The sequence below is a fragment of the Xanthomonas sp. NCPPB 1067 genome (assembly GCF_020783795.1).
In the GTDB taxonomy this organism is placed as follows: domain Bacteria; phylum Pseudomonadota; class Gammaproteobacteria; order Xanthomonadales; family Xanthomonadaceae; genus Xanthomonas; species Xanthomonas melonis.
This window is the reverse complement of sequence record NZ_JAJGQG010000002.1, coordinates 169103-184934: the sequence shown is the minus strand read 5'-3', so window position 1 is coordinate 184934 and position 15832 is coordinate 169103. Positions and strand designations below refer to the sequence as shown.

At 67.1% G+C, this 15832-nt stretch carries 18 protein-coding genes; 9 read left to right on the top strand and 9 right to left on the bottom strand.

What is annotated here, in order from left to right:
* Positions 1-72: 72 nt before the first annotated feature.
* A complete protein-coding gene (locus tag LL962_RS02590) occupies positions 73-363 on the bottom strand; it encodes a hypothetical protein (RefSeq protein WP_104585210.1) in 291 nt (96 codons plus the stop codon).
* On the bottom strand, positions 350-796 hold the full coding sequence (locus tag LL962_RS02585) for a hypothetical protein (protein ID WP_228315884.1): 447 nt from the start codon (positions 794-796) through the stop codon (positions 350-352). The genes LL962_RS02590 and LL962_RS02585 overlap by 14 nt, the downstream gene beginning before the upstream one ends.
* 249 nt (positions 797-1045) lie before the next feature.
* On the opposite strand from LL962_RS02585, the gene LL962_RS02580 reads away from it, so the two are divergent.
* Positions 1046-1621 carry a DUF3016 domain-containing protein gene (locus LL962_RS02580; protein ID WP_228315792.1) on the top strand — a complete coding sequence of 192 codons (576 nt, stop codon included), beginning with the start codon at positions 1046-1048 and terminating at the stop codon, positions 1619-1621.
* 155 nt (positions 1622-1776) lie between these two features.
* Here LL962_RS02580 and alr read toward each other — a convergent pair whose 3' ends face one another.
* Together alr and LL962_RS02570 are read right to left on the bottom strand one after the other, a co-directional pair.
* Positions 1777-2898, bottom strand: coding sequence for an alanine racemase (alr, locus tag LL962_RS02575; RefSeq protein WP_104585216.1), 1122 nt, complete (start codon positions 2896-2898; stop codon positions 1777-1779).
* Positions 2898-4187, bottom strand: coding sequence for a D-amino acid dehydrogenase (locus tag LL962_RS02570; RefSeq protein ID WP_104585218.1), 1290 nt, complete (start codon positions 4185-4187; stop codon positions 2898-2900). Before LL962_RS02570 ends, alr begins: the two co-directional genes overlap by 1 nt.
* Before the next feature lie 147 nt (positions 4188-4334).
* Between LL962_RS02570 and LL962_RS02565 the strand changes: the two genes are divergently transcribed.
* Positions 4335-4814: an Lrp/AsnC ligand binding domain-containing protein gene (locus LL962_RS02565; protein ID WP_104585220.1), complete on the top strand. Its 480-nt coding sequence runs from the start codon at positions 4335-4337 to the stop codon at positions 4812-4814.
* Between the two features lie 39 nt (positions 4815-4853).
* Here the strand turns inward: LL962_RS02565 and LL962_RS02560 are convergent, their stop codons facing one another.
* Positions 4854-5285, bottom strand: a complete 432-nt coding sequence (locus LL962_RS02560; protein ID WP_228315791.1) for a hypothetical protein — start codon at positions 5283-5285, stop codon at positions 4854-4856.
* A gap of 311 nt (positions 5286-5596) precedes the next feature.
* Between LL962_RS02560 and msrB the strand changes: the two genes are divergently transcribed.
* The 6 genes from msrB to LL962_RS02530 all read left to right on the top strand — a co-directional run bounded on the left by msrB (position 5597) and on the right by LL962_RS02530 (position 9901).
* The gene (msrB, locus tag LL962_RS02555) at positions 5597-6061 is read left to right on the top strand and encodes a peptide-methionine (R)-S-oxide reductase MsrB (RefSeq protein ID WP_104585614.1); all 465 of its coding nucleotides are present in this window, start codon (positions 5597-5599) and stop codon (positions 6059-6061) included.
* A 132-nt stretch (positions 6062-6193) separates the two neighbouring features.
* Complete coding sequence (locus LL962_RS02550; RefSeq protein ID WP_228315790.1) at positions 6194-6667, top strand: MliC family protein; 474 nt, start codon at positions 6194-6196, stop codon at positions 6665-6667.
* 97 nt (positions 6668-6764) lie between these two features.
* Entirely contained in the window at positions 6765-7619 is an 855-nt protein-coding gene (gene motA / locus LL962_RS02545; RefSeq protein ID WP_003489127.1) for a flagellar motor stator protein MotA, read from the top strand.
* 10 nt (positions 7620-7629) lie between these two features.
* Positions 7630-8793 (top strand): flagellar motor protein MotB, encoded by a 1164-nt coding sequence (gene motB, locus LL962_RS02540; protein ID WP_104585224.1) that lies wholly within the window; start codon positions 7630-7632, stop codon positions 8791-8793.
* 236 nt (positions 8794-9029) lie between these two features.
* Complete coding sequence (locus LL962_RS02535; protein ID WP_228315789.1) at positions 9030-9608, top strand: hypothetical protein; 579 nt, start codon at positions 9030-9032, stop codon at positions 9606-9608.
* An 8-nt stretch (positions 9609-9616) separates the two neighbouring features.
* Complete coding sequence (locus LL962_RS02530; RefSeq protein ID WP_228315788.1) at positions 9617-9901, top strand: DUF4031 domain-containing protein; 285 nt, start codon at positions 9617-9619, stop codon at positions 9899-9901.
* A 210-nt stretch (positions 9902-10111) separates the two neighbouring features.
* On the opposite strand, the gene LL962_RS02525 is transcribed toward LL962_RS02530, so the two are convergent.
* On the bottom strand, positions 10112-10672 hold the full coding sequence (locus LL962_RS02525) for a DUF6630 family protein (RefSeq protein ID WP_228315787.1): 561 nt from the start codon (positions 10670-10672) through the stop codon (positions 10112-10114).
* Positions 10673-10836: 164 nt separating this feature from the next.
* Here LL962_RS02525 and LL962_RS02520 point away from each other — a divergent pair, with 164 nt between their 5' ends.
* Positions 10837-11103: a DUF3297 family protein gene (locus tag LL962_RS02520; RefSeq protein ID WP_228315786.1), complete on the top strand. Its 267-nt coding sequence runs from the start codon at positions 10837-10839 to the stop codon at positions 11101-11103.
* A 429-nt stretch (positions 11104-11532) separates the two neighbouring features.
* On the opposite strand, the gene LL962_RS02515 is transcribed toward LL962_RS02520, so the two are convergent.
* The 3 genes from LL962_RS02515 to LL962_RS02505 all read right to left on the bottom strand — a co-directional run bounded on the left by LL962_RS02515 (position 11533) and on the right by LL962_RS02505 (position 15122).
* On the bottom strand, positions 11533-12294 hold the full coding sequence (locus LL962_RS02515; protein ID WP_104585240.1) for an ABC transporter permease: 762 nt from the start codon (positions 12292-12294) through the stop codon (positions 11533-11535).
* Entirely contained in the window at positions 12291-13235 is a 945-nt protein-coding gene (locus LL962_RS02510) for an ABC transporter ATP-binding protein (protein WP_228315785.1), read from the bottom strand. The genes LL962_RS02515 and LL962_RS02510 overlap by 4 nt, the downstream gene beginning before the upstream one ends.
* Positions 13236-13484: 249 nt before the next feature.
* Positions 13485-15122, bottom strand: coding sequence for a Na+/H+ antiporter (locus tag LL962_RS02505; protein ID WP_228315784.1), 1638 nt, complete (start codon positions 15120-15122; stop codon positions 13485-13487).
* Between the last annotated feature and the right edge of the window lie 710 nt (positions 15123-15832).

Here is a 15832-nt window from a genome sequence, read left to right as displayed (position 1 = left end):
GCGGGTGCACGCACCGACGATCGCGGTCACGCGTTGCCGGTAGCGGCCGCAGCCCGGGCGGCCTGACGACGCTCACCACAAGGTCGCAGCGGCCAAGGCGATACAGCCAGCCAACAGCACGATCGCGCCCACCACCCCACGAAACACCCATTCGCCCTCGCGGCGCAGTTGTTCGTCCATCCAGCGCTGCGCCTCCTCACGCCAGGCCGTGGAACGCGCGTAGTCGGCATCCAAGAGCAGCAGTCGCACCCGGCTCAGCCCCAGCTCGGCGCACTCGCTGCGACAGCGTTGGCCGAACCCGTCCTCGGGCGTGGAGACCTGCGCGTCCAGCGGCAGATCCAGCTCGAACTCATGCCTGGACATAGTGAGGGCGCTCCTGATCAAGCTCGTTTTCCATCGCCATCCGCGCCAGCTGGGTGTAATTGGCGCGCGGGCCCTGACCGCGCCCGGTGAGCATCCCCTGGTAATCCAGGTCCTGCCATACCCGCCCGGTCCATTCCACGCAGTCCTCGGCAATGACCAGCATCAGCGAGTAGCGGTACTCCACGCCCGTCGCGGAGGTGTAGGCATAGACCGGCGGGAACTGCACCGCCACATCGACCTGACGTGCCAGCGCGGCCAGGTGATCGCGCAACGCATCGCGTGGATCCGCACCGGGCGCCAGCTGCAGGGGCCGCGTCGCCAGATCCAGATCCACCTCGCTCTGCAGCGCCACGAAGGCCGCCGCGCCGGTGACGGGGTTGTGCCCGTGCTGCTTGGCCCAATCGATGAATTGCAGGCGCACATCCGCCGGCATGTGCGCTGGCGTCGAAGACACGGACTTTGTGCGGTAAGAGTGGGTATCCATGGCGGCGATCTTCCCGGCCGCGCCGTGAAGCGCGGGCGCAGGCGCGGTGAACCTGCCGTCACGGGCGCAACCGCCGGGGATTAACCGCCAGGCAATGCCGTATCGCCCTCAGCCGCCACATGCGTTGCGAGCGGCCCAAGGCATCCCCACACTATCGATACGCCCGGTACGCGACGTACCTTCGGTCTGGAGGCTTTCATGAAACGTTCCCATGTTTCCGGTGCCGCCCTGCTGCTGGCCGGCCTGCTCGCGGCGACCGGGGCGCAGGCGCGCATACGCACGGTCACCAACCCGCAGGCGCCGCGCGCGCTGAGCAGCGACGGCCGGGTGGACGTGCGCTGGTCCGATCCCGCCCAGTTTTCCGAAGTGCGCTTCAGCGGCAACCGCTGGGAAGCGCAGCGTGGCGATTGGGTGAGCCAGCTGGCGACGCATTTCCGGCAGAGTGCTGCCCGCCAGCTGCCGCAGGACCAGCACCTGAGCGTGACCATCACCGACATCCGGCGTGCCGGGCAGTACGAGCCCTGGCATGGGCCGCGCATGCAGGATGTGCGCGTGGTCAAGGACATCTACCCGCCGCGCCTGAGCTTCAGCTACACCCTGACCGGCGCCGATGGCCGGGTGATCGATCAGGGCGAGCGTCAGCTGGTGGATCCGGCCTTCCTGATGAACGGGCCGCGCCTGACCGACAGCGACCCGTTGCGGTTCGAGAAGGCCATGATCGACAACTGGGTGCGCAAGCAGTTCCGTGGCGATCGGAGCACGGCTGGATTGTGAGCTGCCGCTCGAAGTCCACCTCTCCTCGGAGGTAAGGCATGGTGCGGCACCGGCGCGAAGTACCAGCGCCGCAAGCGCGGATAGGGGATTGGGACTGAGGGTTCGGAGCTAGGCACTTCTGCTCTTCCAGACTGCACGTCGCTTCGCTCGCACCCTCATCCGGCGCTTCGCGCCACCTTCTCCCGAAGGGAGAAGGAAACTTCGGCCTCGCCCACGTACACCCGCGGCACGCGCTTTAGGCCGCACAACAATTGATAGGCGCTGACATTGCAGTGCGCTGCCAGCGCGCCGGGACGTGGGGCCTGGCCCCACAGCTGCACCGGCGTGCCGATGCCTGCCTGCGGGTGATCGGTCAGGTCCACGGTCAGCATGTCCATGGACACGCGCCCGATCAGCGGGCAGACCTGCCCATCGACCAGCACCGGGGTACCGTTGGGCGCGAATTGCGGGTAGCCGTCGGCGTATCCCATCGCCACCACGCCCACCCGCGTCGGCCGCTGCGCCACGAAGCGGGCGCCGTAACCCACCGGTTCGCCGACCGGCAGCTCGCGCACCGAGATGATGCGCGAGCGCAGCGTCATCACCGGGCGCAGCTGTGCGGTCAGTTCGGTGTCCTGCGGAAAAGGGTTCGCGCCGTACAGCATCAGGCCCGGGCGCGACCAGTCGTTGCGCAGGGCCGGCCAGCCGAGCAGACCGGGCGAATTGCGGATGCTGGTTTCCGCACGCATGCCGCCAGCGGTCAGCGCAAAGGCCACCGCCTGTTCGTCGGTGCGGCTGCAGTCCAGCTCGTCGGCACGCGCCAGGTGGGTCATCAGCACGATCGAGGCGATCTGGGGCAGGCCACGCAGGCGCAGCCAGGCCGCGCGGAAGTCCTCCGGCGACAGCCCCAGCCGGTGCATGCCGCTATCCAGCTTCAACCAGATGCGCAGCGGCCGCGGGCTCTGGAACTCGGCCAGTGCGCGCACCTGCTGCGGGGTGGCCACCACCGTCCATAGATCGTGCTCGGCGATCAGGCGCAGCTCGTCCTGCTCGAAAAAGCCTTCCAGCAGCAGGATCGGCGCAGCGATACCTGCCTGGCGCAGTTCCAGCGCCTCTTCGATGCAGGCCACTGCGAAGCCGTCGGCCTCCGGCTCCAGCGCCTGCGCGCAGCGCACCGCGCCGTGCCCATAGGCATCGGCCTTGACCACCGCCAGCGCCTTGCTGCCGCCCAGCCGTCTGGCCAGGCGGTAGTTGTGACGCAATGCGTCCAGATCGATCGACGCCTGCGCAGGACGCACTACGCGGCCTCCCGCTGCGGACGCGCCGTGCGCGGTGACAGGTAGCGGAACACGTCCAGCCCTTCGGTATCGATTTCGGGCGTGCGCCCCTGCATCAGGTCGGCCAGGTAGCGCCCGGAGCCGCAGGCCATGGTCCAGCCCAGGGTGCCGTGGCCGGTATTGAGGAACAGGTTGGAATACGGCGTGGCACCGACCACCGGCGTGCCATCCGGGGTGGCCGGGCGAAGACCGGTCCAGAACTCGGCGTGCGCCAGGTCGCCGCCGCCGGGATACAGGTCGTTGACCACCATTTCCAGGGTGGCGCGGCGGCGTGGATTCAGCGACAGGTCGAACCCGGCCACCTCGGCCATGCCGCCGACGCGGATGCGGTCGTCGAAGCGGGTCAAGGCGATCTTGTAGCTCTCGTCCAGCACCGTGGAGGTCGGCGCGCGCTGCGCATCGACGATCGGAATGGTCAGCGAATAGCCCTTGAGCGGATAAACCGGTAGGTGCAGGCCCAGCGACAGCAGCAGGTCGGCCGAATAGCTGCCCAGCGCCAGCACGTAGCGGTCGGCGGTCTCGGTGCGGCCGTCGATCTGCACACCGGCGATCTCACCACCGGCATGCAGCAGGCGCTCGACCTGCTGCCCGTAGCGGAAGGTGACGCCGGCCTGCGCGGCCAGCGCGGCCAGGCGCTGGGTGAACAGCCGGCAGTCGCCGGTCTGGTCTTCAGGCAGGCGCAGGGCGCCGGCCATCTGCGCACCGCCCCCAGCCAGGCCGGGCTCGTACTGGGCGATCTGCGCCGGGCTCAGCAGCTCGTACGGCACGCCGTACTGGGCCAGCACCTCGATGTCCTGCGCGGCGGCATCCAGCTGCTGCTGGGTGCGGAACAGCTGGGTGGTGCCAAGCTGGCGGCCTTCGAATTCGATGCCGGTGTCGGCACGCAACGCATTGAGGCAGTCGCGGCTGTAGTCGGACATGCGCACCATGCGCGCCTTGTTCACCGCGTAACGCTCGGCGGTGCAGTTGCGCAGCATCTGGCTCAGCCATGCCAGCTGGCGCAGATCGCGGGTGGGGCGGATCGACAGCGGCGCATGCTGTTCGAACAACCACTTCATCGCCTTGCCGGGTACGCCGGGCGCGGCCCATGGCGAGGTATAGCCGAACGACAGCTGGCCGGCATTGGCATAGCTGGTCTCCAGCGCCGCCGCCGGCTGGCGGTCGACCACGGTGACCTCGCAGCCGGCCTGGGCCAGATACCACGCGCTGGTGGTGCCGATGACGCCGCTACCGAGAATGAGCACCCGCATGTCGCTCTCCTGAAAGGGTATTCCCCCACGACCACGCGCTTGGGGAACCAGTTAGGCACAGTATATTGCGAGCCAGGCAGTGCCATTTCCGGAATGGAGCCGCCTTTGCAGTGAAAATTCCTGTCAAACCCAGTGGAGCCAAATCCCATGCCCGCCCGTACGCGCGAACTGGACAAGATCGATCGCAAGATCCTGCGCATCCTGCAGCAGGAGGGGCGCATTTCGTTCACGGAACTGGGCGAACGGGTGGGCCTGTCGACCACGCCGTGCACCGAGCGGGTGCGCCGGCTGGAGCGCGACGGCGCCATTACCGGCTACTACGCCCGGCTGGATCCGCATTACCTTAAGGCCAGCCTGCTGGTTTTTGTGGAGATCAGCCTGGCCTACAAATCCGGCGACATCTTCGAGGAATTCCGCCGCGCCGCGCTGAAGCTGCCCAACGTGCTGGAATGCCACCTGGTCTCCGGCGATTTCGACTATCTGCTCAAGGCACGCATCAGCGAGATGGCCTCCTATCGCAAACTGCTCGGCAGCACCTTGCTGACCCTGCCGCACGTGCGCGAATCCAAGAGCTACATCGTGATGGAAGAGGTCAAGGAGACCCTGGCGTTGCCGATCGAGGGCTGAGATCCAGGATTCGGGAGTGGGGATTCGTGACGGCTGGGGTCAACGCACCACGCGCATGCCGTCGCCGGCCGGAACCGCGTCGTAGTAGCGCCCGGTCTTGATATCCAGCACCCGGTTGGGACCGGCCGGCTGCATGCCTTGCAGCAGACGGCCATTGCGGTCGTAGACCATGGGCGCGCCGGCGGGCGCGACCTGGCTGCCTGCCGGTGCCGTCGGCGTCAGCGCCGGGCCATGGGTCGGGATGGTCGGCGCGGCCGGGCGCTGCCCCAGCTGCGAGGGCACGGGTGCGGCGGCCGGGGGCGGCTGCATGGCACGCGGGGGCGTCACGGTCGGCTGAACCGGCGTCGGCGTGGTGATGGGCTGCAGGCTCGTGGACGAGCGCGTACTGGTGGCCGATTGCGCCACTGCCGTGCCGGCGCAGGTGAGCAAGGCGCAGAGCAGCACGCCACGTGTCGAACGCTGGATTGCCATGACGTCACCCCCGGTAATGTGGTCGTTCCACTGCAATGGGGACGCCAGGCCGGTACGGCAATGCAGGTCCGAGCTCTGCCGATGAACGCGTCGGCCAGGTCACGGCGGCGCGAAGAGGCGTGCCCTGATCACTCACGCCGCGGCTGCGCTGCCGGGCGCGCCGGGAACAGGCGCGGCGCAACGGTCCGAGCCCCGCGCGCACGGGGGGCCGCCGGCCCGGGCGCGACATCGGGCGGTTGAACCCGTCGCGCACTGCCCACATCACTGGAGCAGATGCCGGCGCCCTGCTGGCGCAGTTCTGCGAGAGCCTCATGAGCCAGTTCGATCTGACCCCTCCCTCCCCCGCCCAGCGCGACGCCCTGATCGCCGGACTCAGCGACGAGGAACGGCGCGTTTTGCTGCAACATGGCACCGAGGCGCCGTTCTGCGGGGTGTTCCTGGACAACAAGCTGGACGGGGTCTACGGCTGCCGCCTGTGCGGGCTGCCGCTGTTCCGCTCCAGCACCAAGTTCGACTCCGGCACGGGCTGGCCGAGCTTCTTCGCCCCGTACGACAGCGCCCATGTCCGCGAGATCCGTGATACCAGTTACGGCATGATCCGCACCGAGATCGTCTGCGCGCGCTGCGACAGCCATCTGGGCCACGTGTTTCCGGACGGCCCGCCGCCGACCGGCGAGCGCCACTGCCTCAATTCGGTGTCGCTGGGCTTCACCGAAACCGGGCAGCCGTTCCCGAATCCCTTGCAGCGTGGTGGCGCAGAGGCGCAGCCAGCCTGAGGCTCCACGGCGCCGGGAAGCGGACGCGATCGACGGCTGCGGCGATCGCACCGCCTGCATCGCGGCACACGCAGCCAAGCGCGCTTCATCGCCGCTGCCGCGGCAATCCGGATCCAGCCAGGAGTCAAGCAGATGCAGATCCTCTCGACCCTGATCTCCGCCAGCCTGCTGGCGAGCGCGCTTGCCGCTTGCAGCGCAGGCGACAGGCCAACAACGGCGCAGCCGGCCAGCTCGCCCGTTGCGGCCTCGCCTGCCGCCCCCGCCCACCAGCCTCCCGCCGGCACCGACGCCAGCGTGAATGGCCCGCCACCCCGCCCGGGCACGGCGAGCGCCCCATCCGATGCGCCATCGCTACCCGCCGACGCAGTGGCCTGGCGCTGCGGCCCGCGCCGCGTCACCACACGTTTCGATCCGGCCAGCGATGCCCTTCGCCTGACGCTGGAACAGCGAACGCTGACCCTGCTCGGCGCCCAGGCCGGCTCCGGGGCGCGCTTTGCCGATGTCCAGGGCAATCAGTTCTGGGAACATGGCGGCGAAGCGACGCTGTCGCTGGCTGGCGGCGAAGCGATCAAATGTGTGCATGAGGCCGCCGCGACAATCGGCTGAGCGTTCAGCTGGAGCGCACACCTTCGCACCCGGCACTTCAAGAATCCGCCACGCAAGCCGAAACCACTAGCAACCCCAGTTTGCGTCCGGCTGCGCCATGCTCATCATCGTTGGCTTCATTGTCGTCATCGTCAGCGTCCTCGGCGGCTACGTGCTGTCGCACGGAAAGCTGGGCGCGTTGTGGCAACCCTACGAGCTGATGATCATCGGTGGCGCGGCGCTGGGCGCGTTCCTGGTCAGCACGCCGGGCAAGATCGTCAAGGAAACGCTCAGCGGCATCATGGGCGTGTTCAAGGGTCCGCAATACAAGTCCGACGACTACAAGGACACCCTGAGCCTGATCTACGAGCTGCTCAACAAGGCCCGCCGCGACGGCTTCATGGCGCTGGAAGACCATGTCGAAAAGCCGCAGGACAGCACCATCTTCGGCAACTACCCCAAGGTGGTGGCCGACCATCATCTGCTGGACTTCATCACCGACTGTCTGCGCCTGATGATCGGCAGCAACATCGAGCCGCACGAGCTGGAACCACTGCTCGAACTGGAACTGGAAAAACATCACCACGAGGCCCTGGCGCCATCGCATGCGCTGAGCAAGGTCTCCGACGGCCTGCCCGGCTTCGGCATCGTGGCCGCGGTGCTCGGCATCGTGATCACCATGGGCTCGATCGGCGGGCCGATCGAAGAGATCGGCCACCACGTCGGTGCCGCCCTGGTCGGTACCTTCCTGGGCATCCTGCTGGCGTACGGCTTCGTGTCGCCGCTGTCGGCGGCGATGGAAGCGCGCGCCGAACAGGACGGGCGCATCTACGAAGCGGTCAAGACCGCGCTGCTGGCCTGCCTGCGTGGCTACAACCCGAAGATCGCGCTGGAATTCGCGCGCAAGACCCTGCCTTCCAACGTGCGTCCGAGCTTCGGCGATTTCGAAACGCACCTGAAGACGATCAAGTAGGACCGCGGTCATGGCCGAGGCCAAATCCACCGTCATCATCCGGCGGGTCAAGAAGGTGCAGGGCGGCGGCCATCACGGCGGCGCCTGGAAGGTGGCCTTCGCCGACTTCGTGACCGCGATGATGGCCTTCTTCCTGGTGCTGTGGCTGATGGCGGCCACCACCAAGGAGCAGCGCGCGGCGATCTCCGAATACTTCCGCAATCCCAGCCCGTTGTCCGGCAAGTCGCCGGCGCCCTCGCCCGGCATGAACGGCCCCGGCGGCGCCAGCACCTCGATGATCAAGCTCGGCGGCACCGCCGACATGGCCAAGGGTGAGAAGGACGAGATGGGCCGCAAGCGCGACAATGCGGCCGACACCGACGTGGACAGCCGCGCCAAGGACAAGAAGCGCCTGGAAGCGCTGATGCAGGAACTGAAGGAAGCCATCGACAAGAGCCAGGCGCTGGAGCCGTTCAAGGACCAGTTGTTGCTGGACCTCACGCCTGATGGCCTGCGCATCCAGATCGTGGACAAGCAGAACCGGCCGATGTTCGATATCGGCCGCGATCAGCTCAAGCCGTATACGGTGGCGATCCTGCATGAGCTGTCCAGCTTCATCAATCAGGTGCCCAACCACATCAGCATCACCGGCCACACCGATACCACCGCCTACAGCAGCGACGCCGGCTATACCAACTGGGAACTCAGCGCCGACCGCGCGAATGCGGCGCGCCGCGCGCTGGTGGGCGGCGGCATGTCCGATGCCAAGGTGACCCGCGTGGTCGGGCTGTCCTCGTCGGTGCTGTTCGACAAGGCCGATCCGCAGAACCCGATCAACCGCCGCATCAGCATCGTGGTGATGACCCAGGACGCCGAGAACGCGGCGCTGGCGGGCGCTGGCCAGGGCGTGGCGCTGGGCAAGCCGATCCGCGATGCGGACACCCACGTGCCCGACCTGAGCGGCGCGCCGGCCACCGGCACCGCAACCGTGGGCACGCCGGTCGAAGGCAGCACGCCCACGCCAGCGGCAGCGGTCCCGTCCTCCCCCACCGCCGCTGCGGCAGCGCCGCCCCCGGCCGCACCGCGCGTGTCGTCCCGTGCGCAGGTGGCGTCGGCGGCCGCACTGGCCAGGGCCGCCGAAGCGGCGGTCGCCGCGCCGCGGGTGGCGGTGGAAGCCGCTCCGTCCGCACAGTGAGCCGCCCCAGCGCAGCCTGACGCAGGCTCGTGGTCTGTGACCTCGCGCGCGCCAGCCAGTGGTGTCGTCCGGATGCGCGGAACGGATTCGATCCGAACGAAGCCGCCGTCACGGTGGTGCACCACGTCGCAGCAACCCCGGTGCGTATGGGCTGCGCCAAGGCCTCCACGCCGCGCGCAACGCATCGTGCGGCGCACGCTCTAGAATGGCGGGCCATTCCCAGCGTCGAGAAGACCGTGTCCCGCAATTCCAAGGCCAAGCGCGACAAGCGCAAGAAGCAGCAGCCCAAGCGCCCCTTCGTCCGTCTGGGCCAGGCGCCCCAGATCGCCAACCACGCGGTCCTGCAGGATGCCGACGGCCGCGTCGTGGCCGCCATCGGCCTGCAGGGCAACGGCGAGTGGCTGCTGTCGATCGGCGGCCAGACCATGGGCAGCGCCGACAACCCGGTACCGATGCTGGCCATGCTCAAGCACCTGGCCAACCTGCAGGAAGCCGAAGGCAAGACCATCTCGCTGGACTATTCGACCCAGCTGCAGCAGCTGATCGACGACCTGGCCGCCGACGAAGGCCAGACCGCCGAGGAGTACCTGGCCGCGCGGGTGGCCGAATTCCAGAACGCCGATGCGGATGAAGACGGCGAGCTGGATTCCGAACACGCCGCAGCGGACGCCGCCGAAGGCACGGCTGGCGAGGACGCTGCCAGCGGCGATGCGCCTGCGGCAGACGCAGACGCCGGCGAAGACAGCGCCGACGCGGTAGCGGACGACGCCGACGAAGACGCCGGCAAGCAGCCGAAGAAGCCCAAGCAGGCCTGACCCGGCCGATGGCCGTCTACGTCGACGATGCGGTGCACCTGTGGCGCGAGCAGCGCTGGGCGCACCTGCTCGGCGATACGCTGGACGAGCTGCATGCCATGGCGGCGCGGTTGGGCATCCCCCGCCGCGCCTTCCAGAACAAGCTCAGCGGCGCGCACTACGACGTGCCCGCCCCGCTGCGCGCCGAGGCGATCGCCCTGGGCGCCATCGCCATTTCCCGCCACACCGACCGCGCACGGCTCAAGGCATTGATCGCCAACGCTCGGGCGCAGGCGCGGGGTGAGGTGCCTTGAATCGGGAATCGGGAATCGGGAGTGGGGAATCGTAAGAGCGGGGTCGTCGTGGGCTGCGCCCTCGTCAAGGGCGCTTGCATGCGCTGCAGTGTTCTCGAGAGAGCCCGATACGGAGCGCTTTTACGCAAGAACGTCTTGGTGTAGCAGCCCCTTTCGCTCTTGCGATTCCCGATTCCCGATTCCCGATTCCCGACTCCCCACTCCCGTGGCTCAGAACGCCTCATTCCCCATCCGCACCTCGACCCCGAGCAACGAGGTCAGTGCCAGCATCGCATCGTCGTCGCGGCTGAGCGCGATCCAGCCGGCATAGGCATCGCCGCCGGTGTTCCAGTTCCACAGCGAGTACCCGTGTTCGCGCAGGCGATCGAACGCCACCGCCATCAGGTCGGGCACATCCAGGCCACTGGCGAAGTCCTCGTCGTCCAGGTCTCCGCCCCAGTCGATGCGTAGATTCCAGCGCGCGCCCAGTTCGTCGATGGCGGCGATGAACGAATCGGTGTCCTTCCAGTCGACGTAGAAGCCCGAGCGCCAGTCGATCACGTCCGTGAGCGTCCACAACCAGGCATCGTCGCCTTCGTCGCCTTCGTCGCCATCGGTTTCGGCCCGCGTTTCGCGCCAGGCGTCGAACTGCGCCAGCGCGGTGTCTTCGTCGCCCGGGTTGATCAATACCAGCAGGTTCCAGACCCGCGCCGGATGGTCGTCGACATCGTCTTCGTCGCCCTCCGGCGGCAGGCCTTCGTCGTCTTCGTAGTCGGCACTGTTGTCGGGCATCACGGTCTCGCTCGAGAATTGCAGATGCGCAGTGTGAGGCCTGACGCGGCGCAAGCAAACCGGCCGCCGCCCTGCCTCGCGCGCGCAGGGCTGGTCTTCCCGGCACAGGCCCGTATCCTGTGCGGCCGAAGACCACCATCCCGGCCGGTCATGACGCCTTTCCCATGAGCGATACCCCTCCCGATCACCTGGCCATCGACCCACGCAGCCCGTTCCACGATGCCGACGCCCTCAACCGCGGCATCGGCGTGCGCTTCAACGGTGTCGAACGCGACAACGTGGAGGAATACTCGGTCAGCGAAGGCTGGATCAAGGTGCAGGTCGGCAAGTCGCGCGATCGCCGCGGCAACCCGATGACGATGAAGGTCAAGGGCGAGGTCGTAGCGTATTTTCTGGACACCAAGGGCGACGCCAAGCCGGCTGCCGAGTAAAAGCGGCTGACTGAACTACGTCACGCCAGGCTGCTGCAGGCCGCCGGATCTGTGCCCTGGCAGTAGGGCCTTGGCTGCGGGGCACTGGCTGCAGGGCCCCTTGCCCGCCCACCATCGCGGGACACGCTGCAAGTACGTCCTTGTAAGCTCTTACGCGGCATCCATGCCGCGTAAGGTCCCGCGACGGTGGGCCGGCAAGGACCAGTCAAGTTGGTTGGTGTGCAGAGCTTTCAATAAAGCCGCCAGGAAAGTGTCTGGTGCGGTGTCCTTACCGATTGCGGGACCGTTGGCGGCATGGATGCCGCCATCGAGCCCCCATGGACGGGTTTACGGCGTGTCCCGCGAGCGGTGAGGGCACCGCGCACGCGACCCACTCAGCATTTGACTTGGACCTTTGACGGCAGGATCCAGCCGACAAAACCACCGCACTCACGCCTTGAGCCGATAGCCGCTGCGGAAGATCGCCGCCACCACGACCAGGCAGACCGCCAGGAACAGCACCGTCATGCCGGTACTGACCGCGATGTGCACATCGGCCTTGCCGTAGAAACTCCAGCGGAACCCGCTGATCAGGTACACCACCGGATTGAACAGGGTGACCTTCTGCCACAGCGGCGGCAGCATATTGATCGAGTAGAAGCTACCGCCCAGGAAGGTCAACGGCGTCACCACCATCAACGGAATCACCTGCAGCTTCTCGAAGCCATCGGCCCAGATGCCGATGATGAAACCGAACAGGCTGAAGGTCAGCGCGGTCAATACCAGAAACCCCAGCATCCACACCGGGTGTGCGATCTCGTACGGCACGAACAGCCGCGCGGTCAGCAGGATCAACAGCCCCAGCATCACCGACTTGGTCGCCGCCGCGCCCACGTAGCCGATCACGATTTCCCACCACGCCACCGGCGCAGACAGCACTTCGTAGATCGTTCCGGCCCAGCGTGGCATGTAGATGCCGAACGAGGCGTTGGAGATGCTCTCGTTGAGCAGCGACAGCATCACCAGACCGGGAATGATGAAGGCACCGTAGCTGACGCCGTCGATATCGCCCATGCGCGAGCCGATCGCCGCACCGAACACCACGAAGTACAGCGAGGTCGACAACACCGGCGAGGCGATCGACTGGGTCAGCGTGCGGAAGGCGCGCGCCATTTCGAACCGATAGATCGCCGCGATCGCGTGCAGGTTCATGCGCGTCCCTCCGGCTGGCGTGCGCCGTGCACGAGGTTGACGAAGATCTCTTCCAGCGAGCTCTCGCTGGAATGCAGGTCCTTGAAGTCGACCCCGTGCTCGTTGAGCCGGCGCAGCACGACGCCGATGCCGGTCTGCTCGGCCTGGGTATCGAAGGTGTAGACCAGGCTGTTGCCATCGGCCGACACTTCCAGCGGCAGGTCCGCCAGTGCGGCGGGTAAGGCCTGCAGCGGCGATTGCAGGCTCAGGGTCAGCTGCTTCTTGCCCAGCTTGCGCATCAGGGTGTGCTTGTCTTCCACCAGCACCAGCTCACCACGATTGATGACGCCGACGCGGTCGGCCATGTCCTCGGCCTCCTCGATGTAATGGGTGGTGAGGATGATGGTGGTGACCTGCTCGCGCAGGCGGCGCACCATCTGCCACATGTCGTGGCGCAGTTCCACGTCCACGCCGGCGGTGGGCTCGTCCAGGAACAGGATGCGCGGCTCGTGCGCTAGCGCCTTGGCGATCAGCACCCGCCGCTTCATGCCGCCGGACAGCGTGGAGATCTTGCTGTTGCGCTTGTCCCACAGCGACAGCTCGCGCAAGACCGCTTCCAGGTACTGCGGGTTGGCCGGCTTGCCGAACAGGCCGCGGCTGAAACGCACCGTGGCCCACACCGTCTCGAACGCATCGGTGGCCAGTTCCTGCGGTACCAGGCCAATGCTGGCGCGCGCGGCGCGGTAGTCGCGCACGATGTCGTGGCCATCGGCCAGCACCGTGCCGCTGCTGGGGTTGATCAGGCCACAGACGATGCTGATCAAGGTGGTCTTGCCGGCACCGTTGGGGCCGAGCAACGCGAAGATCTCGCCGCGCCGGATCTGCAGATCCACCTGTTTGAGGGCCTGGAAACCACCGGCGTAGGTCTTGCTCACTCCCTGGATGGAAACGATGGGCGTCATGGGCTGTGCACGGGAACGATGATCGCCACAGGGTAGGCCGCGTGCCGTGACGATGGGAGGGGGATAGACGGTACGGTGTGGCCCAACCCACGATTTTCCCGGCGAGTGCCTGCGTCACCAACAAGACCTGCAGGCTGCACGTCGCGTCCGCTCGAGGGCGGCAATATCCAGATGCCCTGCTACGGCAGCCATGGTCATTGCCTGGCTTTTACGAATCCCGACTCCCGAATCCCGCGCGCGCAAGCGCGCTCAAGCGCGCTTGCGCGACTCGATCAGATCCAGGTTGCGCACCAGCCGCCGCGACAGCTCATCGGAAATCTCGCGCCGACGGGCCAGCTTGAACAATTCGTTGCGCTCGGCCACCAGCGCGGTATGACGGAACTGGCGCAATGCCTGCTCGTAGGCACCGGCCTCTTCCGGGTCGGTGTCGGCCATGTCCACCGCGCCGAGCTTGCGCTGGTAGCGCTGGCTGACCTGATTGGCGGCCGCGTTGTAACGCTCGGCGTGCGCGCTGTCTTCCACCAGGCGCTGGCGCAGTTTTTCCACCGCATCCAGCGCCGCCTGCGAGGCGGCCTTGATGGCCAGGTCTTCCTTCTGTTGCTCGTCCTCTTCTTCCGGCAATTCCAGCCCGCGCAGCAGCCGCGGCAAGGCCACGCTGGCCACCAGCAGCGACACCAGGATCACCGACGCCGCCAGGAAGATCGCCAACTGGCGTGCCGGAAACGGCGAACCATCCTGCAGCACCAGCGGCAAGGTCAACACGCCGGCCAGGGTGATGGCACCACGCACACCGGCCAGCGACACCGCCACCACGATCCGCCAGGGCGGGCTGACGTGCTGCTCGCCGCGGCGTTGCGCCTTGAAGATGTTCCAGCGCAGCGACAGCCACACCCAGACGAAGCGCAACGCCATCAGACTGGTGCTGATGGTCGCCACATAGACCGCCAGCCACCACGGGTTGAGGTGGCCGGCCTCCTGCACGCTACGCACCGCGCCATCCAGGATGCCCGGCAGTTGCTCGCCCAACAACACGAAGATGATGCCGTTGAAGGTGAACTGCACCGTGTCCCAGACCGCCGAACGCTGCAGGCGCATGTTCCCTGGCGCATTGCCGGCCATTTCCACATAGCTCATGGTGATGCCGGCAGCCACCGCGGCCAGGATGCCAGAGGCATGGAACGCTTCGGCCAGCAGATAGGCCGCGAACGGCGTCAGCAGATTGACCAGGATCGCCGAGCCCGGTTCCTCGCCGAAATGGCGCCAGATCCAGGCCTGGATGCGGCTCAGACCGAACGTGGTGGCCACGCCCAGACCCAGACCGGCCAGTGCCACCCACAGGAAGGTCAGCGAAGCGGTCGCCACCGAGAAGGTGCCGGTGAGTACCGCGGCCACCGCGAACTGGAAACACACCAGGCCGGAGGCATCGTTGAGCAACGATTCTCCTTCCAGGATGTGCATCAGGCGCTTGGGAATCGGCACCTTGGAGGCGATCGAGGAGACAGCCACCGGATCGGTAGGCGAGATGATCGCCGCCAGCGCGAACGCCACCGCCAACGGCATCGCCGGGATCAGCCAATGGATCAGAAAGCCGGCACCGATGACGGTGAAGATGACCAATCCCAGCGCCAGCTCCAGGATCGCGCCCTTGTCGCGAAACAGGCCTTGCTTGGGAATGCGCCAGCCATCGAGAAACAGCAGCGGCGGCAGGAACAACAGGAAGAACAGCTCCGGCTCCAGTTCGTGCCCGGCATCGAACACACCGGAGACCACCGCGCCGAGCGCGATCTGGACCAACGGCAGCGGCAGCGAGAACGGCAGGATGCGGATCAGGTAACCGCTGGCCGCGACCGCCAGCAACATGGCGAGGACGACATCGATCGAATGCATGAAAAACCCGGTGGAAGAGACGGCTGCGCACGCCGCATCGTCGTAGCGATGCCGGACGACACACCTACGGGACCATACCGGTTTGCAACTGGTGATGAAACCACCGCTACCGCACGCCAGGTTCTGGCGCTGTGGCGCATCGCGGAACGCGAGACAGGACCTGCAGCCCAGGCGCTCTCCGTGGCCTGGATCTGCAGCTTGCATGGACGCTGCGGCACGGCAGCGCCGTGCGCAAGGTCCTGTCGCGTGCCACCTCGTCTGCGCGTCCTCTTGTCATCACGTTCCCCTCGGCGCGGTCTGTCGGAAACGCGATACGCGCTCGCTGCAGGGCAGCGCATCCGTGTTGGCCGGTGCCACCGTGTGCGGCAGCCATCGGCATGCGCTCCGAAGTGCCATTGGGTGCACCCGCGAAGAAGACGGCAAACCAGGTCATCCGCAGGTCCGGCCCCTTCGCGCGTGCGGCGCCACACAGCGCACCGAACATGCAGCGGGCACTGCGAGGACAGTCGCGGGGGTGCTGCTGTGGTTGCAGGCTCGCAGCACGGCAGCGCTGCTCAGCGCTTTGCCATGGGTCGGACGCCATCGATCGCCAGCCAGAAGACAGACGGTGTCACCAGCGAGCTCAAGCGCTCCGTCCTATATGTAAAGATCGCGTGATGCATCCGGACGACATCTGCCGGCGTATCAGGGTCTACGGTCGCCACCCCGGG